This is a genomic window from Occallatibacter gabretensis, assembly GCF_001449115.1.
Lineage (GTDB): Bacteria > Acidobacteriota > Terriglobia > Terriglobales > Acidobacteriaceae > Telmatobacter > Telmatobacter gabretensis.
In genome coordinates this window covers 694,731-710,382 of sequence record NZ_LAIJ01000010.1, presented here as the reverse complement: position 1 = coordinate 710,382, position 15,652 = coordinate 694,731, and the positions used below count along the sequence as shown (strand labels likewise).

The window sequence follows — 15,652 nt, the reverse complement described above, 5'->3', positions numbered from 1 at the left end:
CAAGCTTAGATCTTGAGTACAAGGAATATGTAATTTACCAGTATTCGAAGGATTACTAGCATCCGATTGTTCACCTGCCGGCATGTGATTTATTTCCAGCCAGGCCAAAAGCGACCTTTTGACGACGTATTCCGCAATACGCAATGCAGTACTCAGCAACCACAAAAACTGTAAAGGAGATCGTTAGAATGCCGCTCTACACTGCGATTACCCAGGAGGGCGCCGTCTCAAATGAGACCAAAGCGAAGATAGCGGAAGAGATCACGCGAATCCATTGCTCTGTAATGAAGGTGCCAAGGAACTTCGTCCGTGTCATCTTCCTTTCGTATTCTCAGGGATCAGGTTTTACAGCAGGGTCAGAGGCTCCAACGGCCACGCTCAATTGCGTTTTGAGGAGTGGACACACAATCGAGGAAAAAACGGACATGCTCAAGCAACTCTGGGCGAAGTTTCAGGATCTCACGGGAATTGCAACGGATCAACTCTCTCTTTCTCTGCAGGAGATCCCGTCTGCCAATGCCATGGAGATGGGGCAAATCATGCTACCGGTGGGACAAGAATAGAATCTGGTTCGTATTTCGGATCACTTCTCCGCCGTCACTCGCGGAGTTGATGCATGTGCTTCTTTTCTCCATTGGATTGATCCTCAGGATCGGTCGAACTGCTTTCGGATCTTGCGCGAAATAGCTTCTGCCCCGCTCTTCGTGGCTGGGACAGGACGACGAGATAAAAAGGAAGCGGCTCCAGCTTTATGTTCTTCTTCTTGGGCACAAGCCAAAGATGAAAGTGCGGCGCATGCTCGTTCACCGAAAGGTAATAGATGCGGTGGGCTCCAGTGATAACTTTGACCGCCGGTACAAGTCGTCGCATGATCGAAGCGAATTCCGCAATCTCGGCCGAAGTCATTTCACCAAAGTCGAGAAGATGGCGTCTGGATTGAATGATTACCGTTCCCACATGAGACATCTTCAGCGGGGCATGCTCTACAAGAAAATGTTTCCCTTCGACAATGTACCTCCTGTGGGCGGAGGCTCTATTCCTTCTTGCTTCCGGCAAACAAAGCAGTCTGATCGGTGATGCCACGGGCGTGGGCCAATTTCTGCAGGCCTCTTGTCGGACTGCTCCTTATCGGAATAGACGAACATTGACGACCTCCCTATAACAGCGAGATGTTACAAGGAGGTCCGGAGCAAAGAAATTACATGTTTCTAATATGCCGAATTGCCCACTAAACGGCTCGTAGCTTTTGTTCCGCTTCACCTGCGGTCGGCAGAGTGAAGCAACAAGCGAACTCGAAAGTTGTGCAGACGGTGATGGTGCAGAGACGGGAACAATCACCCGTTGCACAAGAGCAAGGGCAGTTTAAATCTTAATTGTGGGGTTTTGTGGGGTTGGCCGATTTTATCGAATCCATTAAGCACTTTGAAATCTGGTGGACGCGGTAGGAATCGAATTATCAACTAAACGGATTTTCAACAACATGCAGGTCAGCGGATGACACCTTAGACCATGCAAAGCAACCTTAAACCGATAGACAAAGCGCAGATAGAGCGCGCTTTTGACGCCTGCGCGCTGTAGGTTTGGCATCTGGATAGAGTTGCGGGACTCGAAGGCCAGGATCACCTGCTATGTCGGGGTCATGCTTAAAGCTTACTAATTTTGTACCACTGCTATCGTGATGTTGCCATGCACAAATTTCCGTCGGAATGGCGCTCCAATCCGGCGACATAAACCGGCCTATCGCGCTGCTGTAATATCGGGCGTCTAAGTAGTCGTTTCCGATTCGGCGTCTGTTTCTTTGCCGGTTGAACGGGGGCGCGAAAAACGCCGGTTGATTGCACAAATGGTGGGGAGCGTCATACTATTACTCCCTCCCGTCGTAGGCTCACTGCTGCTTCGGTCGCTGTCTCACCATTAAGTCCATGTATCGCAAGGAATTATTGCGAGAATAGGCGTATTTGTTCAAGCTTTGGAGATCGGCTAGATTTGTGTCTTTCCAGAAATCATCCGGCGACATGAACCGTCCCATGCTGGATGCATAGTACCTGGCCTCGAAGTAGTCGTTGCCTGATTCTCCGTCTCGCTCTTTGCTGGTGAAGTGGATGTCGTCGTTGTTGGATCCGAAGAGATCCGTCTGGGCGTCGCCGAAAGGCAGGCTGAGGTACGCCGCGGTCGGAACACCAGTTGCGGGACTGGTGTAGGCGGCCTGGGAGCTGAGCCAGTTGGTGAGGGCGAAGTTCTCCGTCTGGCTGGCGTTGCCCGATGCGACCGTCGCCTCGCCGAAGTGTTTGCCCCCTACCCACATATCTTGGAAGTTGCCGACGTAGCTGCCGTTGACGTAGATCGCCAGCAAGGAGCCATCGGGATCGCGGATGTATTCGGTCTGAAAGCTGCCGAAGGTCTTGTTCACCCGTTGACCGTCTGCGCCATACAGGTAGGTGGCCGTGCCCCCGATTGTGGGGGAAAACGAGGTCGCCAGGCGCCCCTCCCGATCATAGGTCAACGTATTGGTTCCATCGTACAGCAGATTTCCCGCCGCATCGGAACTGTACGTGGGACCGCTCAACCGGTTATTCGCGTTGACCGGAGTATTGATCGATGTACAGGTGAGCCCGGTTCCCGATGGTTGCTGACTGAGGCGGTTGCCGAAGGCGTCGTAGGTCTCCGCGCAGCCGAACTGAATCGCCCTAGAGCTCATAGCGCTCGATAGGGGGTTGGAGGCGCAGAGAAGCCGGGACAAGCTATCGTAAGTGAAACTTCGTACACGAACGAGCTGGTTAGTATCAATAGCGAACGCACACTGACGCCGGAACAGTATCGTGATTTCGCGGATGTTCCTCCCGAGCTGGAAAACTCGCCAACATCGCCAATGCGAAAACGCGACGCGCCTATTATTCGGATCGGGATTATGGTCTTCTGTCGAGATTCTCACTCAAAACAAAATACACTTTATGTCTCATGTAGTTATTTTGTAATCTGCATTTCTCTTTGTGACGCATGTACAGGCGTACACCAGTTCAGATGCGGGTGTTTCCTTACGGTTGCTATCCGAAAACTATTGTTCAGCGGTACGTACAGTGCTGCAAAACCTATAGGCTGGCGGGAAAAAGTGCACTGGATGTTTGTTCTATTTATCGCGCTATACGCAGCGCTAGACCAATGTGAGCTTGATTCCCATGACGCGTAGAGCATTGGCGATCTCCAATGAGAGCCCTGTGTCCGTGATGACATGATGAATTGCTGAGGCTTCCACGATTTTAGACAGGCTACGGCGATTGAATTTGGTTGAATCGCACACAGCGACCACAATCGAAGAGGCTTTAACCATTGCCCGATTTACGCTTGACTCCATTACATTGGGCGTCGTCAGGCCGGCCTCTATATCGAAACCATCCACGCCAAGGAAGAGGATGTCGGCGTGCATGTCATGCAACATATCCTCCGCCAAAGGTCCTACCAGGGAGAAGGAGTTCTTGCGCAATGAGCCTCCGGTAAGCAGCACCTCCAGGTCGGATCCGCTCAATTCTCCGGCGATGTTGACTGCATTCGTAATGATAGTCAAATGCGAAAACCGCTTTAGTGCGCGCGCAACTGCCGTAGTGGTTGTGCCGGAATCGAGCAAAACGCACTGCCCTTCCTGCACCAGATCGGCCGCCGCCACGGCAATTCGCAGCTTTTCCCCGGAATGACGGCCTTCTTTTTCCTGAAGGGATGGATCCGCGAGCGCGCCATTGCCTGCCTGCAGAGCACCACCGTGCGTGCGTTGCAGTACACCTCGGCTCTGCAGATAATCCAAATCTTTGCGGATGGTAATGCGCGAGATGCCAAGCGATTCCGCAAGTTCCTCGACGAGCACGCGGCCATGCTTTTGTGCCAATCCAACGATGTACTGACGGCGCTCCTCAATCAACATCTGGGAGCCGCGCCCTCCCCCAACCGCAGTTCTGGACGAAGATGCCTTTGAAACGCTTTGTCGCCGCATGCTTTCTCACAACGTAAATTAGATTCTGCTCTAAGAGCATGTGCAAGATTACCTGATTGCAATAAGAAAGGGAATACGAAAGAAAACGGAGCATGGCAGCCTGGGAATGGCTATGCGACTTGCGTCATGCATGCGGCTGCGTACCGCCGCAGCACGTCGCGGATGTGGTCCACAATCAGCGACTCAGGATTGCCGGCGAATAGAGGCTCAGCATGCTCTCGGGGATTACTATCTCTGAAAGATTGGTAACAAACTTTCGTAGAGCAGTGGATACTTCCAGCAGAGCCCAGTAGTAGCGGACGCGGTCGCTGTAGCTGCTGCAATACGAACTCTCGAAGTGTAGCGGGAGACATCTAGGTGTAGCCGCCGTATTGATTGACGTGATTGCTTATAGCCTCTACCAGGAGCAAAGATCTGTCTTCGGCTGCCTGCTCCGCAGCGGCGTACAGAACCCAGGGATGCCGCACAGACCTAGATCGCTATCGCGATGCCGGAACTGCGTTTGAGCAAATGATTTTGAAGGATGACGAACATGGAATTAATAAATCCGGAAGCTCTGCACAACGCGGTTAATGACGCCGCCGGGGCTCGGAGAGTCCGGGTTCAGCTTGTGCGCCACGGAAAAATAAAGACCCAGCAATTGGCCAAAGATCACATCGACAGCGGGACGATACACATCTTCCACATCCAGATGCAATGCCAGATATCGGTCGCAAAACGGAGCAACTTCCGCCTCCGCATGTGCCGGCCCTAGCGCAATGCGTTCCGCCACCACCTGCTTCTGGCCGATCTCCGCAAGTAGATCCCTGGCATATTTCGTACCGCGATCATTTCCAGAAATAAAGCTGATAAAGAGCGTCTCCTTATCCAGCGCCGCCATCGGGCCGTGTCGCAATCCGAGCACCGTTTCCGACATTGTCTTTACTTGCCCGGCAGTCATTTCCAGCACCTTCAGAGCGGATTCTTTGGCCACGCTCGCTAGCGATCCACTGCCGACAAAACATACTCGGGAAAAATTGCGCTCCGTGAGCGCATCCGCCTCCACAGCTACGCGCATCAGTAAGTCTTCGGCGGCGCTTATCAGCTGCTCCAGTACTGGTTTGTACTCTGCGATGGACCACGCGTTGGCAAGACAATGGCCCATCACGACCATGTTGGTGAAGGAACTGGTCATGACCAGGCTGCGGTCGTTCACCGCATTATCGAGCACTATCACCTGGGTGCGTTCTACGCCCCTACAGACTTCGACCATTCGAGCGTCGGCGTTGCAAGTGACAACGAGATGAGAGATGTTCGGATAGAGCTCGATTGCCTGTTCCAGGACAGCCACACCTTCTGGAGAGTCACCGGAACGGGAGAAGGATATCCACAGATACCTGCGGCCTGGCACGATGTACTCTTCCATATTCGGCAACAAATCTGTGCTTGCCACCGAACTCACTTCGCAGCCCCATTTCTGGCGGAATAGAAACTCCAGGGCTTGTGCGACATAATCGGAAGTGCCCGCACCAATGAGCATCACTGCCGGTCTTTTTTCCAGCGGCTCACGCACTCCAGCAGCATCTAAAAAGGAAGCGATTTTCTGCTGATTCTGCTCGAAAATACTGAATGTAGTCCGCCAGGTCTCCGGCTGCTGTGCAATCTCACTTGGAGTGAACAAAAGGCCTCTAACCCTTTTCTCCTCCAGAGACAAATCAACAAAACTCGACAGAAAAGTCACAATCCGCGTCCTCGAAAGAAAAATGCTATTAATCGCACATATTCGAAATTAAAAATAACGAACGATAACTACTATACTGCAATTAAGGAGGCAAAAACAACAAAAGCTTGCTATGAAAACGAAAGCTAATTCCCTTCCCCGAAACCCCTGGATATTGCGATTGCAGGAGAAACTAACCTCGACCTTGTGCTTTACGGCCTGCGGGAAGACATGCCTGTAAAGCGGGAAATTCTGTGCATCCAATTTAATGTTATACTGGGAGGTTCATCTTCGATTCTGGTCCATAATCTTGCCACTTTAAGCGGTGTGTTATAGCTGCCCCTATTATGCGCCGGGTGCATGGGCCATAGGCGTTCCTTACGCAATGGAAAGATGGAGTTCGCGGGACGCATTCTCGAGATAGACCTTGCGCAGAATGGAATCCGGAAGATGAACGCCGTAAATCTTCCAACGCCCTTGTGGAGGCACGTTTGCAGGCGCGTAATCAAAATACTCGTCATCGGTTTCGAGAAAGCGGAAGTAAATCTCGTAGAGCTTGTCGTTGAAAAGCTGCTGCGGAAGATCGTCTGTATGTGGGGTTGCGTCTGTGCCAAACAGAATGCGGTCCTGATACTTTTCGAAGAAGGCGCGGGCTGTTCTTGGCTGCCGCCCAAGCTCGCCAATGCGTGCGGCGATATCGACTGTCATATTGGAAAAACGGTCCATATTCTGTGCGACATTTTTCAGATTTTCCGCGAAATTACCACAGTGCAAGACAACAAACCGCGTCCTGGGGTGACGGGCTATGACTCTGTTTCTTGCTTCAATCAATTCCTCGTTGGACGGAAAGTCTTTTCCATAAAAAGACCAATCCGGATGATTGTTCAGCTCTTCATAGCGCTCGTTAAATCTGTCCGTAGGAGTGAAAAAAGCCACAGGATCGGAGATGTGAATGGCGACAGGCATCTGCAATGCGCCGCAGGCTTCCCACATCGGGTCAAAGCGAGGATCATCGATTTTCACGAGTTTCCCGGTGGTGATGTTTTCCCTGAGGTAGAGCCCGAGCGTTTTCAGAACCTTCAGCCCACGCGCACCATTTCGGTGCGCCTGCTCTATGGCCTGCGCCTGAAGAACAGGAAAGTTGGGTTCGAGAAATTTTGAGTAAATCGGCTCTGTGAATGTATAAAAGCGATCCGGATGCACTTTGTCATATTGCTTGACCGCTTCGATCAGGCCTGTGTCGTATCCTCCGGTTAAATTCACCATTGAACGAATATTCTTGCGATCCATGACTGTGAGCAACTGCAGGGGACTCTCATAGAATTTGCGCTCCGGCGACATTGGGATGCCATTAACTGTCTTTGCGGAAAAGCAAAGGTGCGTGTGTATGTCGATGAGCGGATAACGGGAGCGTGGTATATGCGTCTCTTGAACCTGCAACATGCTTTTGGGTTCGTAATTCACGAGCGCGAGCGTGTCGGATTGCTTTGGTTCGAGAGTCTGCAATGGAGCAAGCGCGTCGGCACGAGGAATAGTTCCAGCGATAAGACCAGCCCCCGCAGCATATAGCATCTCACGACGATTCATCGGTGACTTCCTATACTCAAGTTGGGTTCATTCATGATCATGCCTGCCTGAAGACTCTATAAAAAACTCCCGTGGACAAATTCCTGTCCACGAGAGATGTTAGAGGCAGATCAAACAACACTTCCTTACAATATTCATCCTGCATTTTCATGCGGATGAATATGCGAATCAGAACACGTACTTTGCCGCAATCTGGAAGAACCTTGCGTCAGGTGTGTTGCTCTGAAAGATCTGAACGCTGCTTATCCGTCCGCCGCTAAGGCTGAGGTCGTCACCGCCCGAGGGATTGGCCCACGAAGGCGTATTGAACAGATTGAAAGCATCGGCGCGAAGCTGAACGTATTGCCCGTGCAGCGTGTTGAAGTTTTTGAAGCCGGACATATTGACGCGCTCATTTCCGGGCCCGTGAATCTGGTTGGACTTGGAGCCGGAATACTGGATTGCGCTTTGAAGGCTCGTCAAAAACGTGCCGACGGGAATGTTGGCACCGGGCGTTGGATCAACAAATGCGCAAGGGTTGTACCAGTTTGTCCTGTTCTTCACGTGAGCCGGGCAGGTTTGTCCGGCCATGTCGATATTCGCGTCAGGCACGCTTCCACCGCCCTTGAATGGGTCGCCGACACGAATCGCATTGAGTTGATTAAAGCCCTTGGCACCGACGAAGTTGCCCCCGCCGGTGGTGACCGTGAACGGAATGCCTGTCTGGGCAATCCATGTAGCGCTGGCAGACCATCCACCTACAAGGTAATTAAGCAGCCCGCCGGAATTGAGAAACCTCTTCCCCGTGCCGAAAGGCAGTTCATACATGCCATTCAGCGTAAAGCGATGACGAATATCGTAATTCGAATTCGTGAATTCCGCTTTCAGCGGAATGAGGTTTGTGTTGCGATAGCTGGGCCCACCGCCAATACCGGGGTTAGCGGCATCATCTTCTCCATGTGCATAGGTATATGCAGCAAGGAAATTCAACCCGTTGGAAGCATGTTTCTCCAGCTTCAATTGCAACGAGTTGTACATGCTTTCGCCTATCCACTCTTCTGCGTTGGAAGTTGAGAGAGACAGGTTGGGAAATGCAAGAGTGCTTTGATTGCCGTTCGGGTCATTGGCGCCGGTTATGGCAAGAGGACCGAGGGGGTTGGTGCCGGCATACGTGTGCTTGGCATTGTTTCCGACGTAGGCAGCCGTTGCAACCATAGTCGGCGTCAATTCCCGTTCGATTGTCAAATGGTAGCTCTGCGTGTACGGTGTCTTGATATTGCTGTCGGACATGGCCAGTCCGCTGGAGCCTGCATATTGGCCGATGCCGCCATTCGCGTAGTAAAGGGAGCTGCCGCTTTCAAGAGTCGTTGAATAGGGCAGATAAGGTGCGTATGTATTGTCTGCCGTGGCGTTGGAGGGACATTGGCTGGCGGTATTAAACGGGCCTCCCTGAGTGGAGGGAAGGCAATAGCCGTAAGGTGCAATGTAGTTATTATTGAGCACCACCTGGTAAGCGAAGGGATAGTTTGTCTCCAGTTCCGCACCACCAGGAGCTTCGAGCGAGCCATAGAACAAACCGTATGCGCTGCGCAGGATCGTCTTGCTATTGAGCTGGTAGGCGAACCCAAGGCGGGGGGCGAAGTTATAATGCTGTACGCTCACCAGGGAGTTCTGATTCGCAGTGGTGTATTGAATCGAGACATTGTTTGCCTGCATGGTGTTTATAAAGCTGGTCGAGAGCGGAGCGGAGTTCGCGACCATGGCGGGCAATACATAATGACCTGCGCCGACAGCGGATTGCCCATTGATGCCAGCGCCCGCCGCAGTCAAGTTCTGCGAGTCGATGATGAAGTTAGCCAGTTCTCCACCCTTACTGCTGGGCGGCTGGACAAAGTCATACCTCAACCCAACGTTCACAGTAAGCCGCGGGCTGACCTTCCAGTCATCCTGAAAATATGCAGCGCGATAGTTGCGATAGTAGCTTGTATTCCATCCCGGCGACATGCCGATATTGCCCATGTTGTCAGTAAAGGCATCCGCTGCGCCCGTTCCGGTAAGAGTTGTTCCCACATTTCCAGGAGTGAATTTTCCGGTGTACTGACCATTGAAGTTGTATCGTCCACGCGGATATACGGATTGCGAGAAGAGAGGCCGGATGCTTTCAATTTGGAATCCAACTTTAAAGGAATGACGTCCCCAGGTCCGGGTTAAGTTATCGAGTATCTGGTAGATGTTCTGGCGCTCAACCGAAGGAACATCGTGACGCGAGCCTGCTGTGGACAAACCCTGCGAACCGCCGAAGAGCAATTCCGGCAGGCCGCCGTTTGGCCCGGCAAATCCAGTGAAGGGCACGCCTCCCATCCCGGGGATTAACTGGTCGGCCGGAATATCGCTGTTTGTCTGAACAAACTCATACACGCCCCAGTTGTATCCGAAGCGAAATTCATTCACCAGATTGGAGCTGAAGATGTGAGTTTCGCTGAGCATGAAGTTCTGCGCGAGATTGTAGTTGGTGGAACCGTGAAAACCGCCTGGAGCAACCTCGTTGCCATCAAGAATTGGACCTAGAGGGGTGCCATAACCGGTTTGCTCATGCGTATAGCTATAACGAGCGTATGCCTGGTCCTTTTCATTGACGTTCCAGTCCAGTCGCTGATCCCACTGCCATGTATTGTCATGGACGGGCACATTCACGTTGTAGTTTGCATAGGTTGTTCCGGAGCCCGGCGTGTTGTAGTTGGAAGCAGTCCAACCATTGGCGTTTGGCTGGGGATAAGCCTTCATGATTTCCTGAGCAACAATGTCGATCTGCCCGCCCGCACCTGGATCGCCACTGGAAAGAGCATTTGTCGTCGGAGCGCCGATTCCACTGCCAGGAGTGGCAGCGGCCCATGCGCATAGCTGTGGTGTACTGGCGCAGAGCCCCTGAGCCCCCGCTGCCGGATTGGCAAAGGCGCCCGATGCCGTCAACGGCACTTGGCCGCCCGTATTCGGCGCAAAAATCCCAATTGGCGCATTTTTGCCTGTGAGGCTGGTATTGAACAACTCGGAGAAATCGCCCGCGCGCTCACTTGCCGTAGGCACCGTCAAACCTGGGTCGGGGTAGCCGAACGAGATACGATTTACTTCCGCATCTCCAAAGTAGAAGAGACGATTCTTCCAGATAGGCCCACCAAACGTAGCACCGAACTGGTTCTCGTGGTATGCGGGAACAGCACCATTTGCTGAGTCCCAGTCTGCCGCATCCAGGGCATCGTTGCGAAAATATTCCCACACATCGCCATGAATCTTATTGGTGCCCGATTTTATGCTGGCGTTCAGCACCGCTCCTGCAGAGTGTCCAAACTCGGCGCTGTAGTCCGAAGTATCGATCTTGAACTCTGCCAGCGCGTCCGGTGGAGGCTTTACGTTGTAGCTAGCACCATTCTGGAAGTCATCCACGTTCACGTTGTTGTCGACGCCGTCGAGGATGAAGTTGTTCTGCGTGGTTCTCTGGCCGTTCGCAGAAAAATCTCCTGTCGCGCCGCCGCGCGCGCCACCGGCCGATAGGCCCGGAGCCACACCGGAAGTCAACTGCGCGATATAAACCCAATTGCGCCCATTGAGAGGTGTGTCATTGATGGTCTGCGTACTCATAATCTGCCCAACGGATGACGTATCGGATTGGAGTAGCGGCGGCACATCCTTCACGATCACGGATTCCGTTACGGATCCGACCTGCAGGGAAACAGGAACGCTCAAATGCTGCTGGATGTCCAGATGCAGGTTCTCGCGGGTTGTTGTCTCAAATCCAGGAGCCGTTGCGCTCACGGTATAGTTACCGATCTTCACCGGCGTAAATGTGTAAGCGCCCTGGGCGCCCGTCTTGTCCGTCAGGACCAGCCCCGTATCCGTGTTGAGGAGCGTGACCATAGCGCCCGGAATAACTTTGCCTGAGCTGTCGGTCACAACTCCGGTGATGGTTCCCTGGTCAGCCTGGGCAGATGCCAGGCGCCCCGACAGAACGCAGTAAAAACCGAGGAAAGCAAGCAGTGTACAGATGATGCGTCGTCTCATTGGCCTCAACACGATGTCCTCCATTGATTTTTTCTTCCCTTGCACTGCTCTATCTCGTTCTTAATCCAAATTTGGCAGCATCATTCCCATTCTTGGAAATTTGTGATGGACAATATCACAGTTAATTCACAAAAAGCAAAGAAAAACATACATAAAAAAACTTATAGAAACATCATCTTGCATCTCTTTATCACACATATACTTACCGGAAATCATTTAAACCGTTAGCTGGATAACTACTCTTTGTGGAACTGGAATGTCGAACGCGGACACCTCTAAATTTCTGTTTCGGCTTTCCTATCTGATTTTCATGATTGACGATTTGTTATAAACACAATCAAACGATTGGTTGCGTAATTGAGAGCATGTTTCGGAAGAAAGCAGAGAAAGCCGCCATAGACGCACTGTTGCTGCGGACTTGCGATATGCAAGACCTTCACTGAGGTTTTCTTTCGCCGTGCAGTTTGGGCCGACAGTATCGCTCTTCTGAAGGACAATACAGCGGCGCGGAGAAAAAGAACGAAAGCTGCTCAGGCAGCACTTCGATTCCTTTTCTCCGTCCAACTGGCCAGATTCTTTCCTGCGCTAGCGGGTAAAGAGAGTTAGGTCGATTGCGTCTCCCATGGCCTTGTACCCGGCATCGGAAGGGTGCAAATGGTCTCCACTATCGTATATAGAGAGAAACTGCTGCGGATTTGCTGGATCTTGCGTCGCCTTATCGAAGTCGATTGCGCCATCAAATGCTCCGCCGGTACGAATAAAGGCATTGACCTTGTCGCGAACTTCCTGTCCCTGCACGCTTGCGTAGCCGGCGCCGCCATAAGGTGTCAGTGTGGCTCCATAGATCTTGATGCCGTGCGCATGGGCGCGCTCAATAAGTTGCTTGTAGCCTTCAATCAAATCGTCGGCCGTGATGAGGTCACCGGGAAGTTTGGGATGGGCTATGTGCCCAATGTCGTTGATGCCTTCCAGCACAATGACATAACGCACATTCGGCTGCGCCAGCACGTCCCTGTCAAAGCGGGCAAGCGCGGAAGGCCCTGCCTTGTCATGTAGCACGCGATTACCGCCGATTCCTTCATTCATCACAGCAAGATCCGCGGTCTTTTTCTCCGTGTGCAGCCGCGCAGCCAGTATGTCCGGCCAACGATGATTGGCGTCTGTTCTGCTGGCCGAGCCGTCCGTGGTGCTATCTCCAAAGCAGACAACCGCGCCGCGCGTGGCCGTTTCCACTTGCACGCCCTTAAGGAAATACCATGAATGATTGACGGTGGGCTTATCGAGGTTCTCTGCCGTAAGCTGGTTACCGGCAGCACTAAGGTTTGTCTGGTGAGCAGCTTCATGAAGAGAAATCGTACCGATGTGCTGCCCTGGGATGAAGAGCGTTACCGCGATATCTGAGAGTGAAAGCAGCGGTAATGCAATCGGGTCGCTTACGGCCAACGCCCCCGGAGCAATGGTAATTCCGGACTGGCCTCCGAAGAGAACAGGCTTAGCGCTTCCGAGCTTGAGAGAACCATCCTGCACGTAGCCATCTCCAGTAGCCGTGGCAGGCAGGGCTATGGAAGCTCCATCGATTTTGAGGTCAGAGTCGCCAAATTCATTCGTGAGAACAATGCGAATCGACGAGCCACCCAACGACACATGCACATACTGGCGCAGCGTCGTTTCTTCCGCAAAGGCATTGTGTTCGTTGGGCTCGGCAATCGGAGCAGCAACCCACGTTCCTACCCAGGCATCATGCTTGGCAGCAGCGTACGCCGAAGGCATAGACAAGTGTTGGGCACATAGAAGCAACACGACAGACAGGTAACGAAGGCGCATGGGAGATCCTTTCGATTCAAATCAACGACGCAGCATAAGCAGCGAAATTTGTGCAGGAAGGCGCCCTTGGTTCTGCATCAAGGATGCGCAACCGGAACCGGCGATACGACTGCCTCATGCCCATTCGAGTCTCCCTCGACGGGGCCATGCCAGACTCCTCCACCGAATGTGGTGATGTAGATTTGCGCAGGGTCGTTCGTATCGAGAAATATTCGATGCGCCCACTTGAAGTCAAATCCGGGAATACGTGTCCAATGTGCGCCCGCGTCCGTTGATCGATATGCTGCCGCGTCAAATCCTGTTATGTAGAGGGTATCCGGATGGCGCGTATCAACTGTTAAATCGTAGACATGCTGTGACTCGGTAAAGAGTGCCTTCCATGTTTTTCCTCTGTCGTTTGAAACGTACACACCTCCATTGTGGTCCGTCTCATCGCCCTCTTCGCCCCACGCTGTGAGGTAAAGATGCTCCGGGTTACGGGGATCGATTTCGAGACCTGTCGGTCCGGTTACACCTGCGGGAAGCGCAACCGCCTGCCAGTGTTCCCCGTGATCGGTTGAGCGATAGAGCGCTCCGGCTCCCGCGAGCTGCTGGCCTTTGCCTTCGCTACGGCGCGCCACGACAAGATACAACGAGCCATCCTGACTTGCGGTGATGCGCCATGCAAAGGGCTCTTCTTCAGCAATGCCATCGTTCTTTTGCACCCAGTGTTTGCCGCCGTCCGTGGATTTGTAAACGCCACTGCCAAAGGAGCAGGCATATAGCGTACGGCTGCCGACGGGACTGGAAGGATCAAGCAGAATGTGTGTAACCGAATCCTGTGGAAGACCTGCGTTGCTGGGCTGCCAGTGGCGGCCGCCATCGGTTGAAACAGCAACTCCTCCTGCAAAAGACTTCGGGCTATGCTGGCGCCACATCTTGGGGCGAGGCAGGTCATGCGTGCCGCTGAACGCGCCCCACATCAGGCCGCGCTGAGAGGGATCGAAGGCCAACCAATAAGTGGTGTTGCGCCAAGCATCCGGAATGCCTTCTGTGCTGCCATGCCATGACTCGCCGCCATTCGTGCTTGCGAAAAGCCCGATGTCCGTGTTGTCGATAAACATGTGCCGCGAATCAAAAGGATCGAACTGCATGCCATAAGAGGTCGTGACGTCGAGGCCGCGTGAGATCCAGCCACCATCGCCGGCCTTGCGGGAATTCATCTCTTGCCATGTTGCGCCGCCATCCAGAGTGCGATAGGTACGAAAGAGATCTGTGGCATAAACAACATCAGGACTTGCCGGTGCTACACCCAGGCTATAAGGTGAGTCGAACCAGATATTCTGATTCTTCTGTGCAGCGCGCTGCTCCACCCAGGTTCCTTCCAGATTATCCGCGGAGTGGGTTGCTTCCTTGAAGACAACTTTCCATGTCTGCCCTCCATCGGTTGTCTTCGCAATGCCGTTGAATAAATTCTCGTCGCCCGCGCCCAGGCGGAGAGATTTAAACCCGATATAGGCCGTCTCTGGATGTTGGACACTTGTGGCAATCGCGCCAAAACTGCCGGATGTTTGCTGCAGCGCAGGTGTAAATGTCTGCCAGTGCAGCCCGGCATCCTTCGTGAGATGCACAAGATCATCTTTGCTGATCGCGTATATCCAAACCTCACCGGCAAACCGGCCCGCGCTGGCCGATTTGAATTCGCTTCCAATGCCGCCCTGCTCTGTAACCTTGCCATCCGGCGCAATGCGATAGGCAGAACTACCGGAAATTGCGACGAGGTCTGAGCCCTGCGTGGTGAGAAGCAAAACGCGCTGAGGCAGCGATGCGAAGCGGCTCCACGTAATGCCGTCATCCGCAGAGCGGACAATCACAGCCGGCTGACCGCGCTGCTCAAAGGCAACGTAGAGATACTCTGCCTTAGCGCTTTGCCCATCTTTTCCGTTCTTGATTACGATCGCAGATACTCCACCGCCGGGATAAGCAGGATCCTGCGACGTAAGGGCATAATCGGAATGGTCACCAAGCTGATGCTCTACGGTGCCATGGGCCGGGCTCGGAAAGATCATGCTCCAGCTCTGCCCGGAGTCGTTGCTACGCCATAATGCGGCGTTCCCGGCATAAATCACCTTCGGGTCGATCGGATCGAAAGCGAAAGTACCCATTCCTCCACGAAGATTGAACATGTGCCAGGAGAGACCGTTGTCATGCGTAACGTAGCCGCCGCTCATATCGCAGCGCTCTACGACAAGCCGGGAGTCATGAGGGCTGATAGTTGGTGAAATTGTGGTGCCACCGCCGCCGGGACCAACCACCTTCCAGCTATTCGCCTGAGTCTGCGCAAAGTTTGCAACCGCTGCCGGAAGCAAGAGCATTGCAACCGCAGCCATCCGCCTCAGGCTGCTATGTGTTCTTATTCCCATCATCCATCCCTCAGTTTCCGCGTATAGCTCTACCGAACAAAAATTTCGTCGAACGCAGATAGCTTTCCGAACCGAAAATAGTATAATAGCGCACAATTAGTAATTAAACGATACAAAACGGAA

General features: G+C 53.0%; 11 protein-coding genes. 1 reads left to right on the top strand and 10 read right to left on the bottom strand.

Features of this window, described 5'->3' with window-relative positions:
- Window positions 1–143: 143 nt before the first annotated feature.
- Complete coding sequence (locus VO84_RS19070) at window positions 144–563, top strand: tautomerase family protein (RefSeq protein ID WP_082662180.1); 420 nt, start codon at window positions 144–146, stop codon at window positions 561–563.
- Between the two features lie 34 nt (window positions 564–597).
- On the opposite strand, the gene VO84_RS19065 is transcribed toward VO84_RS19070, so the two are convergent.
- The 10 genes from VO84_RS19065 to VO84_RS19030 form a co-directional block, all read right to left on the bottom strand.
- Complete coding sequence (locus tag VO84_RS19065) at window positions 598–1,056, bottom strand: hypothetical protein (protein WP_197414119.1); 459 nt, start codon at window positions 1,054–1,056, stop codon at window positions 598–600.
- Window positions 1,057–1,885: 829 nt separating this feature from the next.
- Complete coding sequence (locus VO84_RS19060) at window positions 1,886–2,698, bottom strand: RHS repeat-associated core domain-containing protein (protein ID WP_058189326.1); 813 nt, start codon at window positions 2,696–2,698, stop codon at window positions 1,886–1,888.
- A 453-nt stretch (window positions 2,699–3,151) separates the two neighbouring features.
- Window positions 3,152–3,913, bottom strand: coding sequence for a transcriptional repressor AgaR (gene agaR, locus VO84_RS19055; protein WP_058189325.1), 762 nt, complete (start codon window positions 3,911–3,913; stop codon window positions 3,152–3,154).
- A gap of 244 nt (window positions 3,914–4,157) precedes the next feature.
- Complete coding sequence (locus VO84_RS23400; RefSeq protein ID WP_408033317.1) at window positions 4,158–4,358, bottom strand: class II D-tagatose-bisphosphate aldolase non-catalytic subunit; 201 nt, start codon at window positions 4,356–4,358, stop codon at window positions 4,158–4,160.
- The gene (locus tag VO84_RS22650; RefSeq protein ID WP_157440006.1) at window positions 4,336–4,449 is read right to left on the bottom strand and encodes a class II D-tagatose-bisphosphate aldolase non-catalytic subunit; all 114 of its coding nucleotides are present in this window, start codon (window positions 4,447–4,449) and stop codon (window positions 4,336–4,338) included. The genes VO84_RS23400 and VO84_RS22650 overlap by 23 nt, the downstream gene beginning before the upstream one ends.
- Before the next feature lie 71 nt (window positions 4,450–4,520).
- A complete protein-coding gene (locus tag VO84_RS19050) occupies window positions 4,521–5,642 on the bottom strand; it encodes an SIS domain-containing protein (protein WP_231738075.1) in 1,122 nt (373 codons plus the stop codon).
- A 417-nt stretch (window positions 5,643–6,059) separates the two neighbouring features.
- Window positions 6,060–7,268, bottom strand: a complete 1,209-nt coding sequence (locus VO84_RS19045; RefSeq protein ID WP_197414118.1) for an amidohydrolase family protein — start codon at window positions 7,266–7,268, stop codon at window positions 6,060–6,062.
- Between the two features lie 168 nt (window positions 7,269–7,436).
- The gene (locus VO84_RS19040) at window positions 7,437–11,303 is read right to left on the bottom strand and encodes an outer membrane beta-barrel protein (RefSeq protein ID WP_058189323.1); all 3,867 of its coding nucleotides are present in this window, start codon (window positions 11,301–11,303) and stop codon (window positions 7,437–7,439) included.
- Between the two features lie 585 nt (window positions 11,304–11,888).
- Window positions 11,889–13,073 (bottom strand): SGNH/GDSL hydrolase family protein, encoded by a 1,185-nt coding sequence (locus VO84_RS19035; protein ID WP_231738073.1) that lies wholly within the window; start codon window positions 13,071–13,073, stop codon window positions 11,889–11,891.
- Between the two features lie 131 nt (window positions 13,074–13,204).
- Window positions 13,205–15,496: an exo-alpha-sialidase gene (locus tag VO84_RS19030; protein ID WP_058189321.1), complete on the bottom strand. Its 2,292-nt coding sequence runs from the start codon at window positions 15,494–15,496 to the stop codon at window positions 13,205–13,207.
- Window positions 15,497–15,652: the final 156 nt, after the last annotated feature.